The organism is Leifsonia sp. Leaf264, assembly GCF_001422325.1.
Classification (GTDB): domain Bacteria; phylum Actinomycetota; class Actinomycetes; order Actinomycetales; family Microbacteriaceae; genus Orlajensenia.
This window is the reverse complement of sequence record NZ_LMMR01000007.1, coordinates 220,552-241,220: the sequence shown is the minus strand read 5'-3', so window position 1 is coordinate 241,220 and position 20,669 is coordinate 220,552. Positions and strand designations below refer to the sequence as shown.

At 69.7% G+C, this 20,669-nt stretch carries 15 protein-coding genes; 5 read left to right on the top strand and 10 right to left on the bottom strand.

Going from position 1 to position 20,669, the window contains the following annotated elements:
* Nucleotides 1–57: 57 nt before the first annotated feature.
* A complete protein-coding gene (locus ASF30_RS16920; RefSeq protein ID WP_055909360.1) occupies nt 58–1,416 on the top strand; it encodes a transaminase in 1,359 nt (452 codons plus the stop codon).
* On the opposite strand, the gene ASF30_RS16915 is transcribed toward ASF30_RS16920, so the two are convergent.
* From ASF30_RS16915 to ASF30_RS16905, 3 genes are all read right to left on the bottom strand, one after another.
* Nucleotides 1,413–2,780 (bottom strand): FAD-dependent oxidoreductase, encoded by a 1,368-nt coding sequence (locus ASF30_RS16915; RefSeq protein WP_055909359.1) that lies wholly within the window; start codon nt 2,778–2,780, stop codon nt 1,413–1,415. The genes ASF30_RS16920 and ASF30_RS16915 overlap by 4 nt on opposite strands.
* Before the next feature lie 15 nt (nt 2,781–2,795).
* On the bottom strand, nt 2,796–3,857 hold the full coding sequence (locus tag ASF30_RS16910; protein ID WP_055910416.1) for a polyprenyl synthetase family protein: 1,062 nt from the start codon (nt 3,855–3,857) through the stop codon (nt 2,796–2,798).
* A gap of 72 nt (nt 3,858–3,929) precedes the next feature.
* Nucleotides 3,930–4,640, bottom strand: coding sequence for a class I SAM-dependent methyltransferase (locus ASF30_RS16905; RefSeq protein ID WP_055909357.1), 711 nt, complete (start codon nt 4,638–4,640; stop codon nt 3,930–3,932).
* A 138-nt stretch (nt 4,641–4,778) separates the two neighbouring features.
* On the opposite strand from ASF30_RS16905, the gene ASF30_RS16900 reads away from it, so the two are divergent.
* Both ASF30_RS16900 and ASF30_RS16895 read left to right on the top strand, forming a co-directional pair.
* Nucleotides 4,779–5,066: a DUF427 domain-containing protein gene (locus tag ASF30_RS16900; RefSeq protein ID WP_055909354.1), complete on the top strand. Its 288-nt coding sequence runs from the start codon at nt 4,779–4,781 to the stop codon at nt 5,064–5,066.
* Nucleotides 5,067–5,185: 119 nt separating this feature from the next.
* Nucleotides 5,186–6,454, top strand: coding sequence for an isochorismate synthase (locus tag ASF30_RS16895; protein WP_235480373.1), 1,269 nt, complete (start codon nt 5,186–5,188; stop codon nt 6,452–6,454).
* Between the two features lie 27 nt (nt 6,455–6,481).
* On the opposite strand, the gene ASF30_RS16890 is transcribed toward ASF30_RS16895, so the two are convergent.
* The 3 genes from ASF30_RS16890 to ASF30_RS16880 form a co-directional block, all read right to left on the bottom strand.
* Nucleotides 6,482–7,369: a PPK2 family polyphosphate kinase gene (locus tag ASF30_RS16890; protein WP_055909350.1), complete on the bottom strand. Its 888-nt coding sequence runs from the start codon at nt 7,367–7,369 to the stop codon at nt 6,482–6,484.
* A gap of 66 nt (nt 7,370–7,435) precedes the next feature.
* Nucleotides 7,436–9,181: a 2-succinyl-5-enolpyruvyl-6-hydroxy-3-cyclohexene-1-carboxylic-acid synthase gene (gene menD, locus ASF30_RS16885; protein ID WP_055909348.1), complete on the bottom strand. Its 1,746-nt coding sequence runs from the start codon at nt 9,179–9,181 to the stop codon at nt 7,436–7,438.
* The gene (locus ASF30_RS16880; protein WP_055909347.1) at nt 9,174–9,578 is read right to left on the bottom strand and encodes a PLD nuclease N-terminal domain-containing protein; all 405 of its coding nucleotides are present in this window, start codon (nt 9,576–9,578) and stop codon (nt 9,174–9,176) included. Before ASF30_RS16880 ends, menD begins: the two co-directional genes overlap by 8 nt.
* A gap of 121 nt (nt 9,579–9,699) precedes the next feature.
* Between ASF30_RS16880 and ASF30_RS16875 the strand changes: the two genes are divergently transcribed.
* Nucleotides 9,700–10,041 (top strand): DUF4229 domain-containing protein, encoded by a 342-nt coding sequence (locus tag ASF30_RS16875; RefSeq protein ID WP_082467989.1) that lies wholly within the window; start codon nt 9,700–9,702, stop codon nt 10,039–10,041.
* Here ASF30_RS16875 and ASF30_RS16870 read toward each other — a convergent pair.
* The 3 genes from ASF30_RS16870 to ASF30_RS16860 form a co-directional block, all read right to left on the bottom strand.
* Nucleotides 10,018–11,031, bottom strand: coding sequence for a 1,4-dihydroxy-2-naphthoate polyprenyltransferase (locus ASF30_RS16870; RefSeq protein ID WP_055909341.1), 1,014 nt, complete (start codon nt 11,029–11,031; stop codon nt 10,018–10,020). The two genes, ASF30_RS16875 and ASF30_RS16870, sit on opposite strands and share 24 nt — an antisense overlap.
* Before the next feature lie 120 nt (nt 11,032–11,151).
* Entirely contained in the window at nt 11,152–12,354 is a 1,203-nt protein-coding gene (locus ASF30_RS16865; protein ID WP_055909338.1) for an AMP-binding protein, read from the bottom strand.
* Nucleotide 12,355: 1 nt separating this feature from the next.
* The gene (locus tag ASF30_RS16860; protein WP_055909336.1) at nt 12,356–13,267 is read right to left on the bottom strand and encodes a 1,4-dihydroxy-2-naphthoyl-CoA synthase; all 912 of its coding nucleotides are present in this window, start codon (nt 13,265–13,267) and stop codon (nt 12,356–12,358) included.
* Nucleotides 13,268–13,416: 149 nt separating this feature from the next.
* Between ASF30_RS16860 and ASF30_RS16855 the strand changes: the two genes are divergently transcribed.
* Nucleotides 13,417–14,394, top strand: a complete 978-nt coding sequence (locus ASF30_RS16855; RefSeq protein ID WP_055909334.1) for an o-succinylbenzoate synthase — start codon at nt 13,417–13,419, stop codon at nt 14,392–14,394.
* 38 nt (nt 14,395–14,432) lie between these two features.
* Here ASF30_RS16855 and pulA read toward each other — a convergent pair whose 3' ends face one another.
* The gene (pulA, locus tag ASF30_RS16850; RefSeq protein WP_162240775.1) at nt 14,433–20,477 is read right to left on the bottom strand and encodes a pullulanase-type alpha-1,6-glucosidase; all 6,045 of its coding nucleotides are present in this window, start codon (nt 20,475–20,477) and stop codon (nt 14,433–14,435) included.
* Between the last annotated feature and the right edge of the window lie 192 nt (nt 20,478–20,669).

Here is a 20,669-nt window from a genome sequence, read left to right as displayed (position 1 = left end):
CTGCCGAGCGCGTCCCGACCTCGCCAGTAGAGTTCCCTCACGAGCGAAGGAGCACGCATGATCGACCGGGGCCGACTGGCGCGACTGTCCGAGCGTGAGGCGGCCGTGTTCGCCGAACGCAATCCGAGATCGGCGGCCGCCTACGCCGATGCCGGACACCTGTTCGGCCGCGTGCCGATGACCTGGATGAACAAGAAGGCCGGCGCGTTCCCGCTGTACGCGGAGAGCGCGCGCGGCAATCGCGTGGTCGACATCGACGGCAACGAGTACATCGACTTCGCGCTGGGCGATACGGGCGCAATGGCCGGCCACTCCCCCGCTCCCGTCGTCGACGCCGTCGGTCGGCGCATCTACGAACAGGGCGGCATGACCATGATGATGCCCACGACGGATGCCGAGTGGGTGGGCGCCGAGCTCTCCCGCCGCTTCGGCATGGACGCGTGGAGCTTCACCCTGACGGCGACTGATGCCAACCGCTGGGCCATCCGCCTCGTGCGAGCACTCACCGGCCGCAGCAAGATCCTGTTCCACTCCTACTGCTACCACGGCAGCGTCGACGAATCGCTGATCGTCGTCGGACCCGACGGCGAGGGCATGGACCGCCCGGGCAACGTCGGCGCACCGGTGCCCGTCACCGAGACCAGCCGCGTGGCGGAGTTCAACGACGTGCGCTCACTGAAGCAGCAGCTCAAGCACGGCGACGTGGCGGCGGTGCTCATCGAACCGGCGCTCACGAACATCGGCATCGTGCTGCCGGAGCCCGGCTACCACGACGAGGTGCGCCGGCTCACCCGCAAGTACGGCGCCCTGCTCATCATCGACGAGACGCACACGTTCTCGGCCGGGCCGGGTGGTGCAACGCAGGCCTGGGGACTCGAACCCGACGTCGTCGTCATCGGCAAGGCCATCGGCGGCGGCATCCCGAGCGGCGCCTACGGCCTCTCAGCCGAACTCGCCCGGGGCATCCTGGACCGCGACGACCTCGACATCGTCGACATGGGCGGCGTCGGCGGCACCCTCGCGGGCTCCCCGCTCTCCGTCGCGGCCATGCGAGCCACTCTCGAGCACGTGCTGACGGATGCCGCCTTCGACGAAATGATCGCAACCGCGAAGGCCTTCACGGACGGTGTCCGAGCGATCATCGCCGAGTTCGAGCTGCCGTGGTCGATCAACCAGCTGGGTGCGCGGGCCGAGTACAGGTTCGCGACGCCGTATCCGAGCAACGGAACGGATGCGGCAGCCGCAGCCGACCCCGAGCTGGAGGACTACCTGCACCTGGCCCTCGCCAACCGCGGCATCCTGCTCACGCCGTTCCACAACATGGCGCTGATGTGCCCGACGACGACGCTCGACGACGTGGCGGCGCACCATGCCGCGCTGCGGGACGTCATCCGCCCGCTGGTCTCAGGAGACTAGCCCCTCGAGATCTGCACCATCTCGTCGCGCGGCACGACCTTGATGCGCACCCGACCCTCGGCCTCGCCGAGTGCCTTCTCGTGCTCGTCGAGGTTGTGCCAGCCGTCGAGATCGGTGTACTCGATCCCGCGCTCGTCGAGCAGGGCCACGATCGACTCCTCGGACGGCGACTCGGGGCTCCACCAGTTGCCGAGGTCGTTGATGACGTGCTTGATGGTCTCCATCGCATCGGACTTGGTGTGGCCGATGAGGCCGACCGGTCCGCGCTTGATCCACCCCGTGGCGTAGACGCCGTACATCTGCCGGGACTGGCCAGACTCGGCGTCCTTCACGAGCACCTGGCCCTCGTGGTTCGGGATCACTCCGCGCTTCTTGTCGAAGGGCACTCCGGGTAGCGGGGAACCGAAGTAGCCGACGGCCCGGTAGAGCGCCTGGATCGGGATCTCCCGCACCTCGCCCGTGCCGACGACGCCGCCTTCGCCATCCGGCGCCGTACGCTCGAAACGGATGGCGCCCACCCGGCCGGTGCCGTCGTCGACGAGCTCCAGCGGCTTGGCGAAGAAGTGCAGGTGCAGGCGTCGTGACGCCTGGCCGACCTCGCGCTGGCGCCACTGCTGCAGGGTCTTGTCGATCACGAAGACCTGCTTGTTGCCGCTGACGGCCGCGCGCGCGGCATCGTCGTAGTCGAAGTCCTCGTCGTGCACGATCATGTCGACGTCGCGCAACTCGCCGAGCTCGCGCAGTTCGAGCGGGGTGAACTTGACCGATGTCGGGCCCCGGCGACCGAAGACGTGCACGTCGGTCACGGGTGACGCGGCGAGCCCGGCGTGCACGTTCGCGGGGATCTCGGTGGGCAGCAGGTCTTCAGCGTGCTTCGCGAGCATGCGGGCCACGTCGAGCGCCACGTTGCCGTTACCGATGACGGCGACGGACTCGGCGTCGAGCGGCCACTCGCGCGGGTAGTCGGGGTGGCCGTCGAACCAGCTGACGAACTCGGCGGCGCCGTACGAGCCCTCGAGTTCCACGCCGGGAACCGGCAGCTCGGCGTCGCGAACGGCGCCGGTGGCGAAGATCACCGCGTTGTAGTGCTTCTTGAGGTCGTCGAGCGTGATGTCGACGCCGAAGCGCACGTTGCCGAAGATGCGGATGTCGCCGCGGTCGAGCACCTCCCGCAGGGCGTTGATGATGCCCTTGATGCGGGGGTGGTCGGGGGCGACGCCGTAGCGCACGAGCCCGTAGGGCGCGGGCAGGTGATCGAACAGGTCGATCGAGACGTCGAAGTTCCGTTCTGCTTTGAGCAGGATGTCGGCGGCGTAGATTCCGGCAGGGCCGGCGCCGACGATGGCGAGGCGGAGCTTGGTCATCGTGGGGTGACGTTCCTAACTGCTGCGTTCGACGATCGTGTCGGCGAAACGGATGAGCGCTTTCTTGACGGGTCCGTTGGGCAGGGTGTCGAGCCCGGCGACGGCCTCGTGCGCCCAGCGGTGAGCCTCGGCGAGGGTCGCCGCTGTCACGGGGTGCTCGCGGAGCTCGGCGATGAGGGCGTCTGCGGCGACCTCGTCGACGTCGAGCAGGCCGATGACGCCGGCCTCGAGGCGGAGGAGGAGGTCTGCGGATGCCGCATCCGTCAGCGCGGCCTCACGAAGACGGAGCAGCGGCAGCGTGACGACGCCGGCGCGCAGGTCGGTGCCGGGAACCTTGCCGGTCTCCTCGGGCTGCGGCGACAGGTCGATGACGTCGTCGATGAGCTGGAAAGCGATGCCGATGCGCTCGCCGTAATCGACGATCGGCTGCTCGTACTCGCTCGGCGCGTTCGAGAAGATCACGCCGGATTGAGCGGCCAGGGCGATGAGCGAGCCTGTCTTGTCGGCGAGCACCCCGAGGTAGTGATCGACGGGGTCCTGACCGTCGTCAGGGCCCACGGTCTCGTGCAGCTGCCCGAGCACGAGGCGCTCGAAGGTGGTGGCCTGCAGTCGGATGGCGCCTTCGCCGAGACCGGCCATGAGCTGGCTGGCACGCGCGAACAGCAGGTCGCCCGCGAGGATGGCGACGGAGTTGCCCCACACTGTCTGCGCGCTCGGAACGCCCCGGCGCTTGTCGGAGTCGTCCATGACGTCGTCGTGGTAGAGCGAGGCGAGATGGGTGATCTCGATGGCCGTGGCGGCCGTGATGACGTCGCGGTTGATGCCGTCGCCGAGGTGCGCCGTGAGCAGGGTGAGCATCGGACGCACCCGCTTGCCTCCGGCGTTCAGCAGGTATCGGGTGGTGACGTCGGCGATCTCGTCGGCGAAGGCGACCTGCTCGCTGAGTCGGCGCTCGATCTCGTCGAGTCCGGCTTCGACGGATCGGAAGAAGTCGCGGTCTGCGGGGGTGGCGCGCAGTCGGTCGCTGAGGCCCAACTGCGAGGCAAGCGCACTGCCGCGGCGCACGACAGGGGAAATCACCCCTTCAGCCTACCCAGTGCGGCTGGGGGATCGCGCCGAACCGGCGGTTGACCCCTCAGCGCCGCCCCATCAGCGAGTCTGGGGCTTCGTGCCCCGGTGCAGGGCCACGACGCCGGCGGTGAGGTTGCGGTGCTCCACATCCGTGTAGCCGGCCTCGCGCAGCCAGCCGCTCAGCGTCGACTGGTCCGGCCAGTCGTTGATCGACTCGTTGAGGTAGTCGTAGGCCGAGTCGTTCGAGCTCGACAGCTTCACCAGCGGCGGCATCACGTAGCGCTGGTAGATCCCGTAGCCGAAGCGCACGACGCCGAGCGGCGGAGTCGAGAACTCGCAGATGACGAGCCGGCCTCCCGGCTTGGTCACGCGGAGGAACTCGGCGATGGCCTTCTGCGGCTCCACGACGTTGCGCAGGCCGAAGGAGATGGTGACGGCATCGAACGATTCGTCGTCGAACGGCAGCTTCGTGGCATCGGCCTCGATGAAGACGATGTTGGTCGCGCCGGCCTGCCGACGTCGACCGACCTCGATCATGCCCGGGGAGAAGTCGGCGGCCGTCACGTAGGCGCCGCTCGCGGCCAGCGAGGCGCTCGACGTTCCAGTGCCAGCTGCGACGTCGAGCACGGATTCACCGCGCACCGGCGCCACGGCACGTGTCGTGGCGCGGCGCCAGAGCACGGCGTTGCCCATCGACAGCACGTTGTTGGTGCGGTCGTAGCTCGCGGCGACGTCATCGAACATCGCGGAGACCTGCTCGGGCTGCTTGCGGAGATCGGCGCGCGTCATGGTTCGAGTTTAGGCGGCGGCCGATCCGTTCAGTCCCGGGCTGCGAACACCCTGACAGGCGGGAACAGGATGCATTCGCATGCTGTTGTCGAGAATGGCGCTTCACGACCGAGCGCTCCCTCCGACGAAAGGCACGTGATGAAGAAGGCCATCTGGAACGGCGCAGTCCTCGCAGAGTCCGACGAGACCATCGAGGTGGAGGGCAACCAGTACTTCCCCGCCGCGGCCCTCGACCCCCAGTACTTCAGCCCGAGCGAGCGCCACACGGTGTGCTCCTGGAAGGGCACCGCCAGCTACTTCCACGTGACCGTCGACGGCACCCAGAACGCCGATGCAGCCTGGACCTATCCGACGCCGCTGCCTGCCGCCGAGAACATCACCGACTACGTGGCCTTCTGGCGCGGAGTCGAGGTCGTCGACGCGTGACCCGCAACCTCTCCCTGAGGGCCGAGCGAAACGATCGCTCGAAGCGCGCGCAGATGGCGCTTCGACCGCGGACTTCGCCGGGGCCTCAGCGAGCGGTGAGCGACGCGTAGGCTGAGATGGTGACGGCGACGGAGTCCCGGGTGCGGGCATTGCGAATCGAGACGACCCCCGTCGACGGCATCCGCTCGCTCCTCTTCTTCGCCGAGCAGCGCTCTCCCCTCATGTGGATGCGCCGCGGCGAGGGCTTCGTCGGCGCCGGCGAGGCCCTGCGCCTGGAGTTCAGCGGACCCACCCGGTTCACGGATGCCGCAGCAGCGTGGGCCGACGTGGCCCGCCTCGCCCAGGTGCACGACACCGTGGGGCTGCCGGGCACTGGCCTCGTTGCGTTCGGCACCTTCGGCTTCTCCGACGAGTCCGCCGCCACGAGCGTGCTCATAGTGCCGGAGATCATCGTGGGGCGTCGCGGATCGCACAGCTGGGTGACGCGGGTGTCAGGGATCGACGCAGACGCGGTCGACGCCGACGCCACCTCCGCCGCAGGCCGCGAGCCCGTCGCCACGGCCTTCGGCGACGACTACCGCGTGACCTTCCGGCCTGGCGAGTTGCCGCCGTCGGACTTCATGGCGGCCGTCGCATCCGCCGTTCGGCACATCGCGGCATCCGATGCCCGCAAGGTGGTTCTCGCCCGCGATCTCGTCGGCTCGGTGCCGCCGGGGAGCGACCTGCGGCGGGTGCTCGCCGAGCTCGCCCTCGGCTACCCGGACTGCTGGACGTTCTCGGTCGACGGGATGCTCGGCTCGAGCCCCGAGACCCTCGTCCGTTCGGAGGCCGGCACGGTCTCGGCCCGGGTGCTCGCCGGCACCGCTCCGCGCGGCCGCGACGCCGTGGCCGACGAGAAGGTCGCCTCAGGGCTCACCCGGTCGCCCAAGGACCTCGCCGAGCACGGTTACGCCGTGCAGAGCGTGCTCGCCACGCTCGGGCCGCACACGACACGGCTGCAGAACTCGCACCCGTTCACGCTGCAGCTGCCGAACCTGTGGCATCTGGCGACGGATGTCGAGGGGGTGCTCCACGACGGGTCGACGGCGCTCGACCTCGTGGCGGCCATGCACCCGACCGCCGCCGTCGCCGGGACCCCGACCGAGGCGGCACTCGCGATCATCGGCGAGCTCGAGCCCTTCGATCGGGGTCGCTACGCCGGGCCCGTCGGCTGGATCGACGCCAACGGCGACGGTGAGTGGGCCATCGCGCTGCGCTGCGCGCAAGTGGGCGATGACGACTCCATCCGGGCATATGCCGGATGCGGCATAGTCGTGGACAGCGTGCCGGCCGAGGAGCTCGCCGAGTCGCGCATCAAGTTCCGGCCGATCGTCGAGGTCTTCGCGTAGAGGGTTCGGCCGAAACCGGCTGGCCACCTAGCTGGCCGCCAACCGCGCCTTCTCGTGCTCGATGTCGTAGTCGGGTGCCGGCCAGTGCGGATCGATGGCGTTCAACGCGTCGATGAGCAGGTGCTGCACGGCGAGGCGGGCGTACCACTTGCGGTCGGCCGGAACGACGAACCACGGGGCATCCGTCGTCGCCGTCTCGTCGAAGACGCGCTGGTACGCGGCCTGGTAGTCGTCCCAGAGCAGTCGCTCCGTCACATCGCCTGGGTTGTACTTCCAGTGCTTGTCGGGTCGCTCGAGCCGATCGGCCAGCCGCTTCTTCTGCTCCTTCGAGCTGATGTGCAGCATCACCTTGACGATGACGGTGCCGTTGGCCACCAGCTCCTCCTCGAAGGCGACGATGTCGTGGAAGCGCTGCTCGATCACCTCGTCGGATGCCAGCTTGCGCACCGAGCCGATGAGCACGTCCTCGTAGTGCGAGCGATCGAACACGCCGACCTGGCCCGCGCGCGGGATCTCACGCCGCACCCGCCAGAGGAAGTCGTGAGCCAGTTCCTCCTCGGTCGGCGCCTTGAACGCGTGGTAGTGCACGCCGCCGGGGTCGACGGCGCCGACGACGTGTCGCACGATGCCGCCCTTGCCGGCCGTGTCCATCCCCTGGAGCACGAGGAGCACCGACCGGGTTCCGCCGGCCGTGCTGTCGGCGAAGAACATCTCCTGCAACCGCGACAACACGCCGGCGCCGTCGGCGAGGGCTTCGGCGGCATCACGCTTGCGTCCACTGAACCCCGGGCTCGCAGCCGGGTCGGCGTCGGCGAGGACGAACCCCGGACCGACGCGCAGCAGGGGCGCGGGATCCTCGCGCCAGAACGTCTCGAACTCGGCCAACTGATGCCTCCCTGCGTCGCGGATTCCCATCCTGCCCTACGGCGTCACGACTCAGGGGTGAGTTGTCGCAAGCGACCGCCTCCTTAGGCCGAAGCCTCAGCGCGGCAGTGGCACCTCGAGGATCGTCGGTCCCGTGACCGGCGCTGTCAGCGCATCCGTCAACCGTCCCTGGGTCTCGGCGCGGCGGTACTCCCATCCGTACGCGCCGGCGAGTGCCGCGATGTCGACCGTCTGCGGTGTGTAGAGAACGCGGTCGAAGGCGTCAGACGGAGCACTGGAGGCCACCTCGAGAGTGTCGAAGATGGTTCCGCCGCCGTCGTTGCCCACCACGAGCAGCACCCGCGGCCGCACCTCCCCGTCGTCGATCAGCAGCGAGCCTGCATCGTGCAACAGCGTGAGGTCGCCGAGCAGGACCCTGGTGATGCCGGGGGCTCCGGATGCCTGGCTCGCGACGGCCAGGCCGAGGGCGGTCGCGACTGTCCCGTCGATGCCGGCGAGGCCGCGATTCGAGTGCACCCTGATGCGCTTGCCGGGCACCGTGCGATCGGCGTCGCGGATGAGGCGCGAAGCCCCGAACACCAGCCTGTCGTGCGGCCAGGTGGCGTTCCACAGGGCCTCCACCAGCATCCGCCGGTCGATCGGCTTCTTCACGGCCGCGAGCTCGACCTTGAGGAACTCGCGCCGGGCATCCACGCCCGACCCCAGCGGCACGAGCGCGTCGGCATCGGCCTCGATCGCGGCATCACGCAGTGCGCGGCTGACGGCCACCCAGCGGCCGGTCCAACGGCGCTCCTCGGGAGTCTGTTCGTGCGCCTCGACGCTCACAGCGGTGACGAAGACGGCAGTGCGCCCGGGGTCGTAGCCCTCGGCAGCCGCCGGGTTCACGACGATGGTCTCGACCCCCGGGCGCCGGAGCAGAGCCGGAACCTCGCGGCTGAGCGTCGGATGCCCGAACACCAGCGCGCGCTCGATGCGGCCGCCGAACTCCTCGTCGGCGAGCAGCTCGCGATACGAGACCACGAGTTGGGGGCCGAAGCGGGATCCGCTCGAGACCTCGGCGAGCAGCGGCCAGCCGCCGGCCCTGGCCGTGGTCTCGGCGAGCTCTCCGGCGCCGTGCCCGGCGATCACGACGGTGAGCGGGCCGTGGGGAATGGACCGGACGTCGGTTGCGGCATCCGTCGTCCGGGGCTCCGACACGGCAGGCGCGACGACGGCTGCCGACGACGACGACGCCGACGCCGACGCCGACGACGATGCCGGGCGGACGTCGCCCGACGACAGCGGCTCGCGGTACTGCAGGTTGAGGTGCACCGGGCCGGGATTCGCCGTGTCAGTGGCCGCCTGCACGGCACGGACAGCGAGCTCGGATGCACTCGCTGGCTCATCGTGCTGGCCGGCGGGAGCCGGCACGTCGACGTCGAGGCGGACAGCGCCCCCGAACATCCCGGGCTGCACTGTCGTCTGATTCGAACGGATGCCGCGGAGCTCGGCCGGCCGGTCGGCGCTCAGCACGATCAGCGGAACCCTGGAGTGGTGCGCCTCGAGCACGGCCGGATGCAGGTTGGCGACGGCGGTCCCGGAGGTCGTCACGACGAGGGCGGGAACGCCCGTCTCGACCGCGAGGCCGAGAGCGTGGAAGCCGGCACCGCGCTCATCGAGGCGCACGTGCAGTCGGAGCGCTCCCTCATCGGCGAGCGCCGCTGCGGCGAGGGCGAGCGCCTGCGATCGGGATCCGGGGCAGACGACGACGTCGAGCACGCCGAGGCTCGCGAACGATCCGAGCAGCGCGAAAGCCGCATCCGACGCCGGGCTCTGGCTGTGCGGGGCTCCGGCCTCAGGCATCCGCTCGGCCGGGCTTGTCGCCGTCGGTGCGGTGGTCGGGGTCGACGTCGGGATCGACGTCTTCGGCCTCGGCACGCTCATCGAGATCGGCGAGCTCCTGCTCCATCCGGCGGATGCGCTCCTCCTGTGCCGCGTCGCGCTTCAGGCGCCCGAGGAACTCGGGGTCGTCATCAGGGGCGACGGTGTGAGAACGGCCGCGTGCGCTGGAGGTCCGTCGGCCGCGGCCGACCAGGAACCAGAGCGCGCCACCGACGAGGGGAACGAAGATGATGACGATCAGCCACACGGCTTTTGGCAGCCCGCGAACGCGGCGGCGGTCGAACAGTGCGCAGTCGATGATCGAATAGATCATGAACACGACGGCCGCCACAACGAGGCCGACGAGCAAACGAGTCATGGGGCAAGTCTAGGCAGGTTTCCTGCAGGATCCCGGGGACCGCGGAACTCCGTCGCAACCGCCGTCCGGGGGCGACGCCGGAAGGCAGTGGGCACCCAGCCGCCGATCGTAGACTTGGGGGGTGAAGGCTTCCTCCTGGGTGACGTACACCGTCCTGCGACTGCTCGCGTTCTTCGTGCCGTTCGCGGTGCTGATGCTGGTGAACGTGCCCTGGTACGTCTCGGCCATCGTCGCCGCCCTCTTCGGGCTGGCCTTCTCCTACATCTTCCTGCGCCGCCCGCGTGAGCAGGTGGCGACCTCGATCTACGACGCCCGCCACCGCGAGAAGCCGCTGGTCAACGCCGACGACGAGAGCGAGGACGCTGCCATCGACGATGCCGCGATGACCGATGCCGCGCCGTCTGCGCCCGCCGGCGGCTACGGCTCGGCGGCCTCAGACTCAGAGGGCGAACGCCGCCCCTAGTCCGAGCCCCATCAGCAGCCCGGTGAAACTGGTCAGCTGCAGGGCGAGGATCAGCTCGGGAGGCGTCTTGGCCGTCACGGCGATGAGGCAGGCCGGCAGGGCGAGCAGGAGCGCGAACAGGACGAACCACGCGATCGGGTAGAGCAGTGCGAGGAAGCCCACGATCACGAACGGTGCCAGCAGGAACACGCAGAACAGCACCTTCGCCCACCGCGCACCGACGAGCACCGCGAGGGTGCGCTTGCCGGCGACCTTGTCCTGGGCGATGTCGCGGATGTTGTTCACCATGAGCACGGCGCAGGCCACCAGGCCGAGAGCCACTCCGGCGAGCCAGCTCTCGAGGTTCACGTCGAGCACCTGCACGTAGGTGCTGCCGGCCGTGGCCACCAGTCCGAAGAAGATGAACACGACGAGCTCGCCGAGACCCGCGTAGCCGTACGGTCGCTTGCCCCCGGTGTAGAACCAGGCGGCGAGGATGGCCACGGCGCCGACGGCGATCAGCCACCACTGCTGGCTGGCGATCACGAGCAGCAGGCCCGCGACGGCGGCGAGGCCGAAGAACACCAGCGCCACCGTGAGCACGCGCTTGGGCTCGACGACGCCCGAACCCGTGAGTCGCGCGGGGCCGACACGGTGCGCGTCGGTTCCCCTGATGCCGTCGGAGTAGTCGTTGGCGTAGTTCACGCCGATCTGCAGGCAGAGCGCCACCGCGAGGCAGAGCAGCGCCCGCACCCAGTGCACGACCTCGGGGTCCGTGAGCAGGACGGCGGCTCCGGTTCCGGCAGCGACGGGGCCGATCGCGAGCGTGAGGGTTCGCAGCCTCGCACCAGCGACCCAGTCCGAGAAGGTCACTCGACCGAGCGGATGCTGCACTCCGGCGGCGCGCTTGGCGGGGTTGCCGCTGCGCGACGGGTTGGAGCGCGTCGCATTGGGGTGTGCTGCGCCGTTGTTCTGCGGGGTCTGCCGTGAAGTCTGAGCCACGAGGTGCATCCTAAAGGCAGAAGCTATGGCGCGGGCTGCTGGCGCCTCCGCTTCGAGCTGACGGGCGGAATGGGCGCACGGATGCAGGACCACAGCCGACACAGTCGCTATCCGCGGCTCTGTGCCGTCTCATCCTGCAATCCGGCCGCCCAGCCGCGCGATGATCGCCCGGCGATCGGGCTTGCCGGAGGCGAGGAGGGGCAACTCGTCGAGCTCCTCCAGAACGGCAGGGCGAGCGGCGGCGCCCAGCTCTGCTCCCACCTGCGCGCGCACATCGTCGAGGAACGGATGCGGCTGTCGGTCTCCAGCGACGGCCACGGCGGGCACCTCTCCCCAGAGCGGATGCCGCACCCCGACCACGACGGCTCCCTCGAGCCCGGGCAGGGAACGCACCGCGCGTTCCACGGCGTCGAGCGACACCTTCACGCCGCCCGAGATGATGACGTTGTCGGCTCGTCCGAGCACGCGGAGGCGCACCGCCCCGTCTGCTGTACCGCCTCCGCCGTCGTCGCCGGTGGTGAGCTCCCCGAGGTCGCCGGTGCGGTACCAGCGGCATCCGTCGCGCTCGACGAAGGCCTCGGCCGTTCGCGACTCGTCGTCGAGGTAGCCGAGCGCGAGCGTCGGGCCGGCCAGTTCGACCTGTCCGTCGTGCACGGCGATCTGCGTCGACCCGATCGGCGCACCGTCGTAGACGCAGCCGCCGCTGGTCTCGCTGGAGCCGTAGGTGCGCGTCACGGCGATGCCGAGGGCGGCTGCACGCTCCAGCAGTTCCGGGGGCGTCGCCTGTCCGCCGAGCAGGATGCGGGTGAAGCCACGGGCGGCCTCGAGCACCCGGCCGTCGTGCTCGGCGGCGTCGACGACGCGCGCCAGCTGCGCCGGCACCAGGGAGGTGAACCGCAGCTCGGCGGTGAGGCCGGCGGCGGCATCGGCGAAGGCTGCCGGGTCGAAATGGGCAGCGGGCAGCAGCACGGGCTCGGTGCCGGCCGCTATCGAGCGCGCGAGCACGTTCGCCCCGGCGATGTAGTGCGCGGGCAGCGCGAGCAGCCATTGACCCGATCCGCCGATGGCGTCGGCGGATGCCGCGGCAGAGGCGAGCAAGGCGTCGGCGCTCAGCGCCACGCGCTTGGGGCGGCCCGTCGATCCGCTGGTCTGCACGACGAGAGCGGCCTCGGCCGGCACGGCCGACGCCCCTCCGAGATCCGCCGCGGCCTCCGCGCCGGCATCCGGTGCCACCGGGAAGACGGCCGGTCCCGATCCGTCGAGGGCCGAGCGCAGGCGCAGGAGAACGGCATCCGCGTTCCCGCCGTCGACGAGCGCGAGGGGGCGACTCACGTCAGAACTGCCAGGGGAACGGCGACCAGTCGGGTTCGCGCTTCTCGAGGAAGGAGTCGCGACCCTCGACGGCCTCGTCGGTTCCGTAGGCGAGACGGGTGGCCTCACCGGCGAACACCTGCTGGCCGACGAGTCCGTCATCGACGGCGTTGAAGGCGAACTTGAGCATGCGGATGGCCGTGGGCGACTTCGTGAGGATCTCGCGGGCCCACTCGATGGCCGTCGACTCGAGCTCGGCATGCGGAACCACGGCGTTGACGGCGCCCATCTCGTACGCACGGTCGGCCGAGTACTCACGGGCCAGGAAGAACACCTCGCGCGCGTTCTTCTGGCCGATCTGTCGCGCGAAGTATGCGCTGCCGTAGCCGGCGTCGAAGGAGCCGACATCGGCGTCGGTCTGCTTGAAGCGGGCCTGCTCGCGACTCGCGATGGTGAGGTCGCAGACCACGTGCAACGAGTGCCCGCCGCCGGCCGCCCACCCCGGAACGACGGCGATGACGACCTTCGGCATGAAGCGGATCAGCCGCTGCACCTCGAGGATGTGCAGGCGCCCCGAGCGCGCAGCGTCGATGCCTGTCGCCGTCTCGCCCTTGGCGTACTTGTAGCCGTCGCGCCCGCGGATGCGCTGGTCGCCGCCCGAGCAGAACGCCCAGCCGCCGTCCTTAGGGCTGGGTCCGTTGCCGGTCAGCAGCACGACGCCGATGCGCGGATCGGTGCGGGCGTTCTCGAGAGCCGAGTAGAGCTCGTCGACGGTGTGCGGCCTGAAGGCGTTGCGCACCTCGGGCCTGTTGAACGCCACGCGCGCGATGCGGCCATCGGTGCTGTGGTGGTACGTGATGTCGGTGAGGCCCTCATAGCCCGGAACGTCGGCCCACTGGCTCGCATCGAAGATCTCGGACACCTGTGCGCTCATGGACCCAGCCTATTCCGGGTGCAGCCGACGCGGTTCGGCCCCGTGGGTCGGCCGACCGGCCCGGCACGGATGCGGACACGGGTCGGCGATCCGGCGGAGATGGGGGCGGCGATCGGGCGGAGTGCGGCCCGAGGTGCGACGATGGGGAGGTGCCACTGCCGCCGCTCGTCGAACTGCTCTCCTCCGCCCGCGTCGTCGCGCTTCCGCTGCGCACCAGGTTCCGCGGGATCGAGGTGCGCGAGGCCATGCTGTTCGAGGGACCGGCCGGCTGGACCGAGTTCTCCCCCTTCGTCGAGTACGACGATGCCGAGTCGGCCGCCTGGCTGAGCGCCGCGATCGACTTCGGCTGGCGCGAGCTTCCGGTTCCCCTGCGCACCCGCATCCCCGTCAACGCGACGATCCCGTCCGTCCCCGCCGAGGAGGTGGCCGGCATCCTCGCCCGCTATGCCGGATGCCGCACCGCCAAGGTGAAGGTGGCCGGCGGTGACGTGTCGCTCGCCGACGACGTGGCGCGCGTGGCCGCGGTGCGCGCGGCGCTCGGGCCCGAGGGCCGCATCCGTGTCGATGCCAACGGCAACTGGAACGTCGACGAGGCCGAGCATGCCGCCCACGCCCTCGAGCCGTTCGACCTGGAGTACATCGAGCAGCCCTGCGCCACGGTCGAGGAGCTCGTGGAGCTGCGTCGTCGCGTGCGGTACATGGGCATCCCCGTGGCTGCCGACGAGAGCGTGCGTCGGGCCGAGGACCCTCTCGCCGTCGCGCAGGCCGGTGCCGCCGACCTCTTGGTGATCAAGGCCCAGCCGCTCGGCGGCATCAAGACGGCGCTGCAGATCGTGGGTCGAGCTGGCCTGCCGGTGGTGGTCTCGAGCGCCATCGACACCAGCGTCGGGCTGGCGATGGGCGCCTACCTCGCCGCGAGCATTCCCGATCTGGAATACGACTGCGGGCTCGGCACGGCGGAGCTGCTCGCCGCCGATGTCACGAGCGATCCGCTGACCGTCACGGACGGCGCGATCGACGTGCGCCGGGTGGTTCCGGATGCCGCCCTCCTCGAGCAGCACGCAGCGTCACCCGAGCGGCGAGACTGGTGGCTGGCGCGGCTGAAGGCCGTGTACGCGCACCTGTAGGGCGTCCCCTTCACCACGTTCCCGCTGGTCGAGTAGCCCTACCAGAGCAGCACCGGCAGCGGGATCGAGCGGGAGTCCTCGTACGGCTCATCACCGGTGAACGCGGTGCGGATCAGGTGGATCCCCTTGCCGAGCTTCGGCAGCTTCACGTCGATGCGGCCCTTGTCGCCGGTCTTCAGCGTCTCGGTCGCGATGACCTTGCCGTTGTCGGTCACCGTGACGGTTCCCACCGGGTTGCTCCTGTCCGCGGCGATCACCTTGCCGACCACCTTCACGGCACTCCCCGCCTTCGCCAGCAGCTTGTTCGGGGCAGCGAGCACCGTCGTCTTCACAGGGTCGGGCGCCTGGTCGTCGAGCAGCACGGCCACCGAACGGCCTGGGATCGTCACCGACCCCGTCGCCGTGTTCCACGTCGTCTGCTTGACCACGGGATCGGCTCCGGATGCCTGCACCGACGACAGCGCGTAGTCACGGCCCGCAAGCGCAGGAAGTGCCTGAGTGGCCGCATCCGGTGACGCGTTGAACACCACGAGGGCGCCGTCGAGTTCGGGGTCGGCATCCGGGCCAACGAGGTCGTCGATGCTCATCGCGATGACGCCGGGCACGGCGGTCGGGCCGCTGCCGGGGAACGACACCTTCTGGTCGATGAGCGCCGCCGAGCCGAGGCGCAGCAGGTCGACGTCGGAACGCAGCCGCAACAGGTCGAGCGCCTGCGCCTCGGCGGTGGAGATGTCGGATGCCGCCGGCTTCAGCGCCGGGTCCGCCAGCAGGGGCGCCATGATCGGCCACTTGTCCTCGTTGTCGGCCGCCGGCGGGAGGCCGGATCCGAAGGTCGAGGTCTGGCCGGTCCAGTCGATGCGGTTGAACCAGTCGCCCGAGTTGAAGCTGTTGCGGTCGAGTGACTTGGAGCGCAGCAGCTCGGTGCCCGCGTGCCAGAACGACGGCGACTGCGACAGCGTGGCCGTGGCCAGCGACAGCGTGTTCATGCGGATGCGGTCGGCCATCGGTGTGTCGACGGGCAGCTTCAGCACCCCGAGGTCGTAGAGCGTCTCGTTGTCGTGGGCGTCGAGGTAATTGATCGTCTCCGCGGGCTCGTCCGAGTAGCCGGCTGGCTGCCCGTTGTAGTCGAGCGCATCTCCGCGCTTGACGCTGCCGTCAGCGGTCTCGAACTCGAAGCCGCGCAGGTTTCCGGCCAGGCCCAGCTTCACCAGGTCGGTCTGGCGGGCGAGCGACGCTGCGGCCTCGGCTTCGGTGCCGTTTATGGCGTTGCCGTTGGAATCCGTCGACAGTCCGGTTCCGTAGCCCTGGGCGTAGGTCGTGCTCGCGTCGACGGGGCTGCCGCCGTGAACCGCGTCGCGCAGCCTGTCGTTGAAGGTGCCGATTCCCGTGCCGCCGAGCTGGCCCTGAGTGGCCTGCTCGAACAGCGCGTTGTCGGCCACCTCGCCGAAGTTCCAGCCCTCGCCGTAGAGGTAGACGGCCTTGCCGTCGACGCCGTCCTTCGCGAGTGTCAGCTCGTCCAGCGCGGCGCGCACAGCCAGCATGTTCGCCTTCGAGTGGTGACCCATGAGGTCGAACCTGAAGCCGTCGACCTTGTACTGCTTCGCCCACAGCACGACGGAGTCGACCATGAGCTTCTCGGCTGCGGCATGTTCGGTGGCCACGTTCTGGCAGCAGGTGGAGGTCTCCACGTTGCCGACGGCGTTCAGCCGCTGGTAGTAGCCGGGCACGACGCGGTCGAGCACGCTGCGCTGGCCCTGGCCGCTCTCGGCGGTGTGGTTGTACACCTCGTCGAGCACGACCTGCAGGCCCGTCGCGTGCAGCGCTCCGACCATCTCGCGGAACTCCTCCACCCGCGCGCCGCCGTTCGGGTCGACGGCGTAGGAGCCTTCAGGCGCCTGGAAGTGGAAGGGGTCGTAGCCCCAGTTGTAGCCGTCGGTGTCGGCGACGGCCGCGACGCAGGCCTGCTGATCGGGGGATGCGGGCCCGAGGCTCGCGAGATCGCAGGCCGGCTGCTGCTGCGCGGCTCGGTCCTCCTCGATGGTCGCGAGGTCGAACGTCGGCAGCAGGTGCACGGTGTTGATGCCGGCGTCGGCGAGCTGGCGCAGCTGATCCGTTCCGGCACTGTCGCGGGTGAAGGCGCGATAGGTTCCCCGCTCGGCCTCGGGCACGGTGGTGTCTCCGATGGAGAAGTCGCGCACGTGCAGCTCGTAGATGGCGCGGTCGACGGGCTTGTCGATCACCGGGGCCTTCGTCGTGGCCCACTGCGTCGGCGCCCACTCGTCGTCGGCGAGGTCGACGACCGCGCTCCGCTCGGAATTGCGGGTGAGCGCCACCGAGTACGGATCGGTCACCGAGTTGGTCTCGATCCTTCCCGTCGTCGGCGCGTAGACGTCGACCGACCAGCGGTACTCGGTTCCGGCGGCGACGGATGCGTCGGTCACGGCCCAGGTTCCATCGGCGGCGTCCCACTCCGCGGGTACCGGCACCGGGTCGCCGGCGACGCCGGTCGGGTAGACCAGCAGCGCGGCGCTCTGAGCCGTCGGCGCCCACAGCCGCAGCGTTGGCGACGCTCCCGACCAGCTCACGCCGAGGGTGCTCGAGGCGAGGGCGGCGGCGTAGAGGTCGTCGAGCACACCGGGCAGCTGTACGCCGGTGAGGGCGGTCAGGGTGTCATCGCTCTCCTGCGAGACGAGCAGCTGCTCGGTGACGAGCCCAGCGACGTCGGAACGGGAGAGGTCGACCGGATGCAGCGCCACGTAGCTGGCGAGAGCCGGGAAGGCCGCCTTCTCGGCATCCGTCAGTCCGGCCGAGTCGTACTCGAGCGCGACGGCCCCGTCGTCGCCGGTCACCGCGCCGTCGGTGACCGCCAGCGCGGCCGAGGCCGAGTGGTGCAGCGCGAACGTCGCGTCGGCGGCATCGGTCTCGCCCAGAAGCGACTGCGGCCAGGCCAGCGTGTCCTCACTCACCCAGTGCGCGCGCAGTTCACCGGTGCCGGCGAGCGGCGGATCGGCCAGCACGACCTCGAGCACGTGCGTCGCGATGGTGTAGCGCAGCGTGACGAGCTTGCCCTCGGTGGCCGTGAAGGCGAGGTTGCCGCCACCGGGTGCTCCCCCGACGCCGTAGTTCTCGTCCCAGCTCATGCCGTGCGCCACCTTGAGCTCGTAGGAGCCCGAAGGGATCTCATCGCTCGACCACTCGTAGACGCCGTCGCCATCACCGTCCGTCAGCCAGGTGGCCAGGCACTCCGGCTGCCAGTCTCCGGGGCAGCCGACCTCGCTCTGGTAGCTGCCCGGCGCCGTGACGATGGGACCCTGCGCCGTGTTCTGCACTTGGTGCGTGCGCGGGTCGAAGTAGAAGGTGATCGGTCCGCCGGGGGCGGTGTACGCGATGTTCGCGCCGTCCTTCACCCCGTTGGCGCCGTAGTTGACATCCCACGAGCCGTTGAGGGCGACCTTGAACTCGTAGTCGCCGGCGGGGATGTCGAAGGTGCCGGCGTAGATGCCGTCGGCACGCTTGGTGAGCATGGCCGTCTCGCAGGCGGGCGTCCAGTCGCCGGCACAGCCCATCTCACTGTTGTGGCTTCCCGGGATGGTCACGAGGGAGATCTCCTCCTCGGGCTCCTCGGTCACCACTGTCGTGACGGCGTTGCCGACGGAGGCGTAGGTGGAGGCCGCCGCATGGTTGCCTGCGGCATCCGTCGTCACCGCTCGGTACTCGATCAGGGTGCCCGCGTCGAGGCCCTTCACGTCGTGGAAGACGCGCGGCGCCGTCGTCTCGGCCGTGCCGAGCTCGGTCCACTCCGTGTCTCCGACTGTGCGCCAGGCGAAACTCGTCTGCTGCCAGGTGTCGTCGGCGACGTCGGCGGAGACGGCGCTCACGCCCGAGAGTCCGGCTCCCGCTGTGGGTGCGGCCACCGTGATGGCGTCGGGGGCGGTCGGCGCGCTGACGGGCGTTCCGGCCTTCCAGACGACGGCGCCGAGGGCGGGGACCGTGACGGATGCGACTCCGTCGGCATCGGACGCGAGCGCGCCCGTCGCGCCGTAGAGCGGCGTGAAGTCGGCATTCTTCGTGAGCGTCGGAACCGACACCGTCTTCTCGGCGGCGGAGTTGTTGACCGCCACGAGGTACTCGGTCTTCTCGTTCGCGTCGACGCGGGAGAAGGCGTAGACGCCCGGCCCGTTGTCGACGTAGCGCTCGATCTGCGCTCCGCGCGAGAGGGCGGGATGCGCCTGTCGCAGTGCGGAGAGCTCGGCGATGTGCGTGTAGAGCTCGCCATCCGTCGCGAAATGCTCACCCGTGCCCACGGGCTCGCCCGTGATGAGGTTCTGGTCGGTGTACTCCGTCACCTGGCTGGGGAACAGCGTCTGGCGGGCGCTCTGGTCATTGCCCTGGCCGGCGCCGGCGAAGCCCTGCTCGTCGCCGTAGTAGACGACGGGCTGGCCGCGAGTGAGGAACATCAGGTCGTGGGCGAGAGAGTCGCGCTGCACGGCGTCATCGGTGTTCGCCAGGAAGTAGCCGACCCGGCCCATGTCATGGTTGCCGAGGAAGGTGGGCAGCGCCGTCGCGGAGCTGTGCGGCGTCGTGTAGTAGTCGTCACCCGCGAACAGGCTCTGCAGGCTCTTCGCCGAGTTGCCGGATGCGTATCCCACCGCCTGCGACTGGAAGGTGAAGTCGAGCACCGAGTTCATGTCGCTGTCGCGCACATAGGGCGAGAGCTTCGTCGGGTCGGCGTCGTAGACCTCGCCGAACATGAAGAAGTCGTCATTGCCGATGGACGCGGCATGGGCACGGACGGCCGTGGACCACTTCTGCCAGAACTCGAAGTTCACGTGCTTGGCGGTGTCGATGCGGAAGCCGTCGATGCCGAGGTCGACCCAGTCGTTGTAGACGTCGACGAAGCCGTCGACGACCTTCGGGTCCTCGGTCATGAGGTCGTCGAGGCCCGAGAAGTCGCCGAAGGTGGTCGATTCGCCCGCGAAGGTCGAGTCGCCGCGGTTGTGGTAGATCGTGGGGTCGTTGAGCCAGGCCGGAACCTTCACGTCGGCCTCGGCCGGGTCGATGGTGGGCACGTACGGGAAGCTCGTGGCCGGGTCAAGGGTCGGGAAGTCGTCGGTGCCGGCGTAGTCGGCCGGGTTGAAGGCGACGCCATCAGCGTCCTTGTAGGGGCTCGTGGCCTGATCGATGTAGCCGGTCTCACCGCCCTCGTACGAGATCACGTCGGCGGTGTGGTTGGTGATGATGTCGAAGTAGACCTTGATGCCCTTGGCGTGGGCCTCGTCGATGAGGGCCTCGAGCTCGGCGTTGGTGCCGAGGTGCGGGTCGATCTGGGTGAAGTCGGTGATCCAGTAGCCGTGGTAGCCGGCCGACGCGTTGGCGCCGGTTCCCTGCACGGGCTTGTTCTTGAAGCTCGGGGTGAGCCAGATGGCCGTCGTGCCGAGCTGGTCGATGTAGTCGAGGCGGGAGCGGAGACCGGCGATGTCGCCGCCGTTGTAGAAGCCCTTGGCCGTGGGGTCGTACCCGGTGGCGAGCCTGTCACCGGTGAGACCACCGGTGTCGTTGGAGGTGTCGCCGTTCTCGAAACGGTCGGTCATGACGAAGTAGAAGACGTTGTCGGCGCCGAGCTGACGCACGGGGTCGGCGACGAGGTCGGCATCCGACTCGGTGTAGGCGCCGTCGAGCTCGAGGGGTGCGAGGCCGACGCGGTGGGTGTTGTCGTCGAAGGTGAAACGGATGCCGGTGTCGCCGGCGATCGTCAGCGGGATGTTGTCTCCGCCGCCGTTCAGGCCGTAGGCCTCGTCCCACCCGTCGTTCACGGCGACCTTGTACTCGTAGCTGCCGGCGGGGAGGGTGAAGTCGGCCGCGTAGACCCCGGGGACGTCGGTGGGGGCGAGCTCGGTGTCGGCGCAGTCGGGGGCCCAGTCACCGGGGCAGCCGAGCTCCGACTGCAGGTCGCCGACCAGGGCGAAGGTGCGCGGATCGTCGGCCAGGGCGGGCTGTACTCCCACCATCACGAGAGCTGACGCGGCCAGGGCCGCGATCGTTCCCGCGGCGAACCAGCGCTGTGTTCCCACCCGTACCGTCATCGTCGACTCCCCACTCTCGCCGGCACACCCCTGTACCGCGCGTCGAGTGTGACCGTAGCAGCGGATTCGACGCGCGTGCAAGCGTTTGCACGTTTAATGTGGGAGGTCTCATGCGCCGAGAGGCCGGATTAGTGCAAGCGCTGTCGACCCCGAAGGAGGGGTGCGCTCAGCCGACCGCCGCGCTGCACGGGT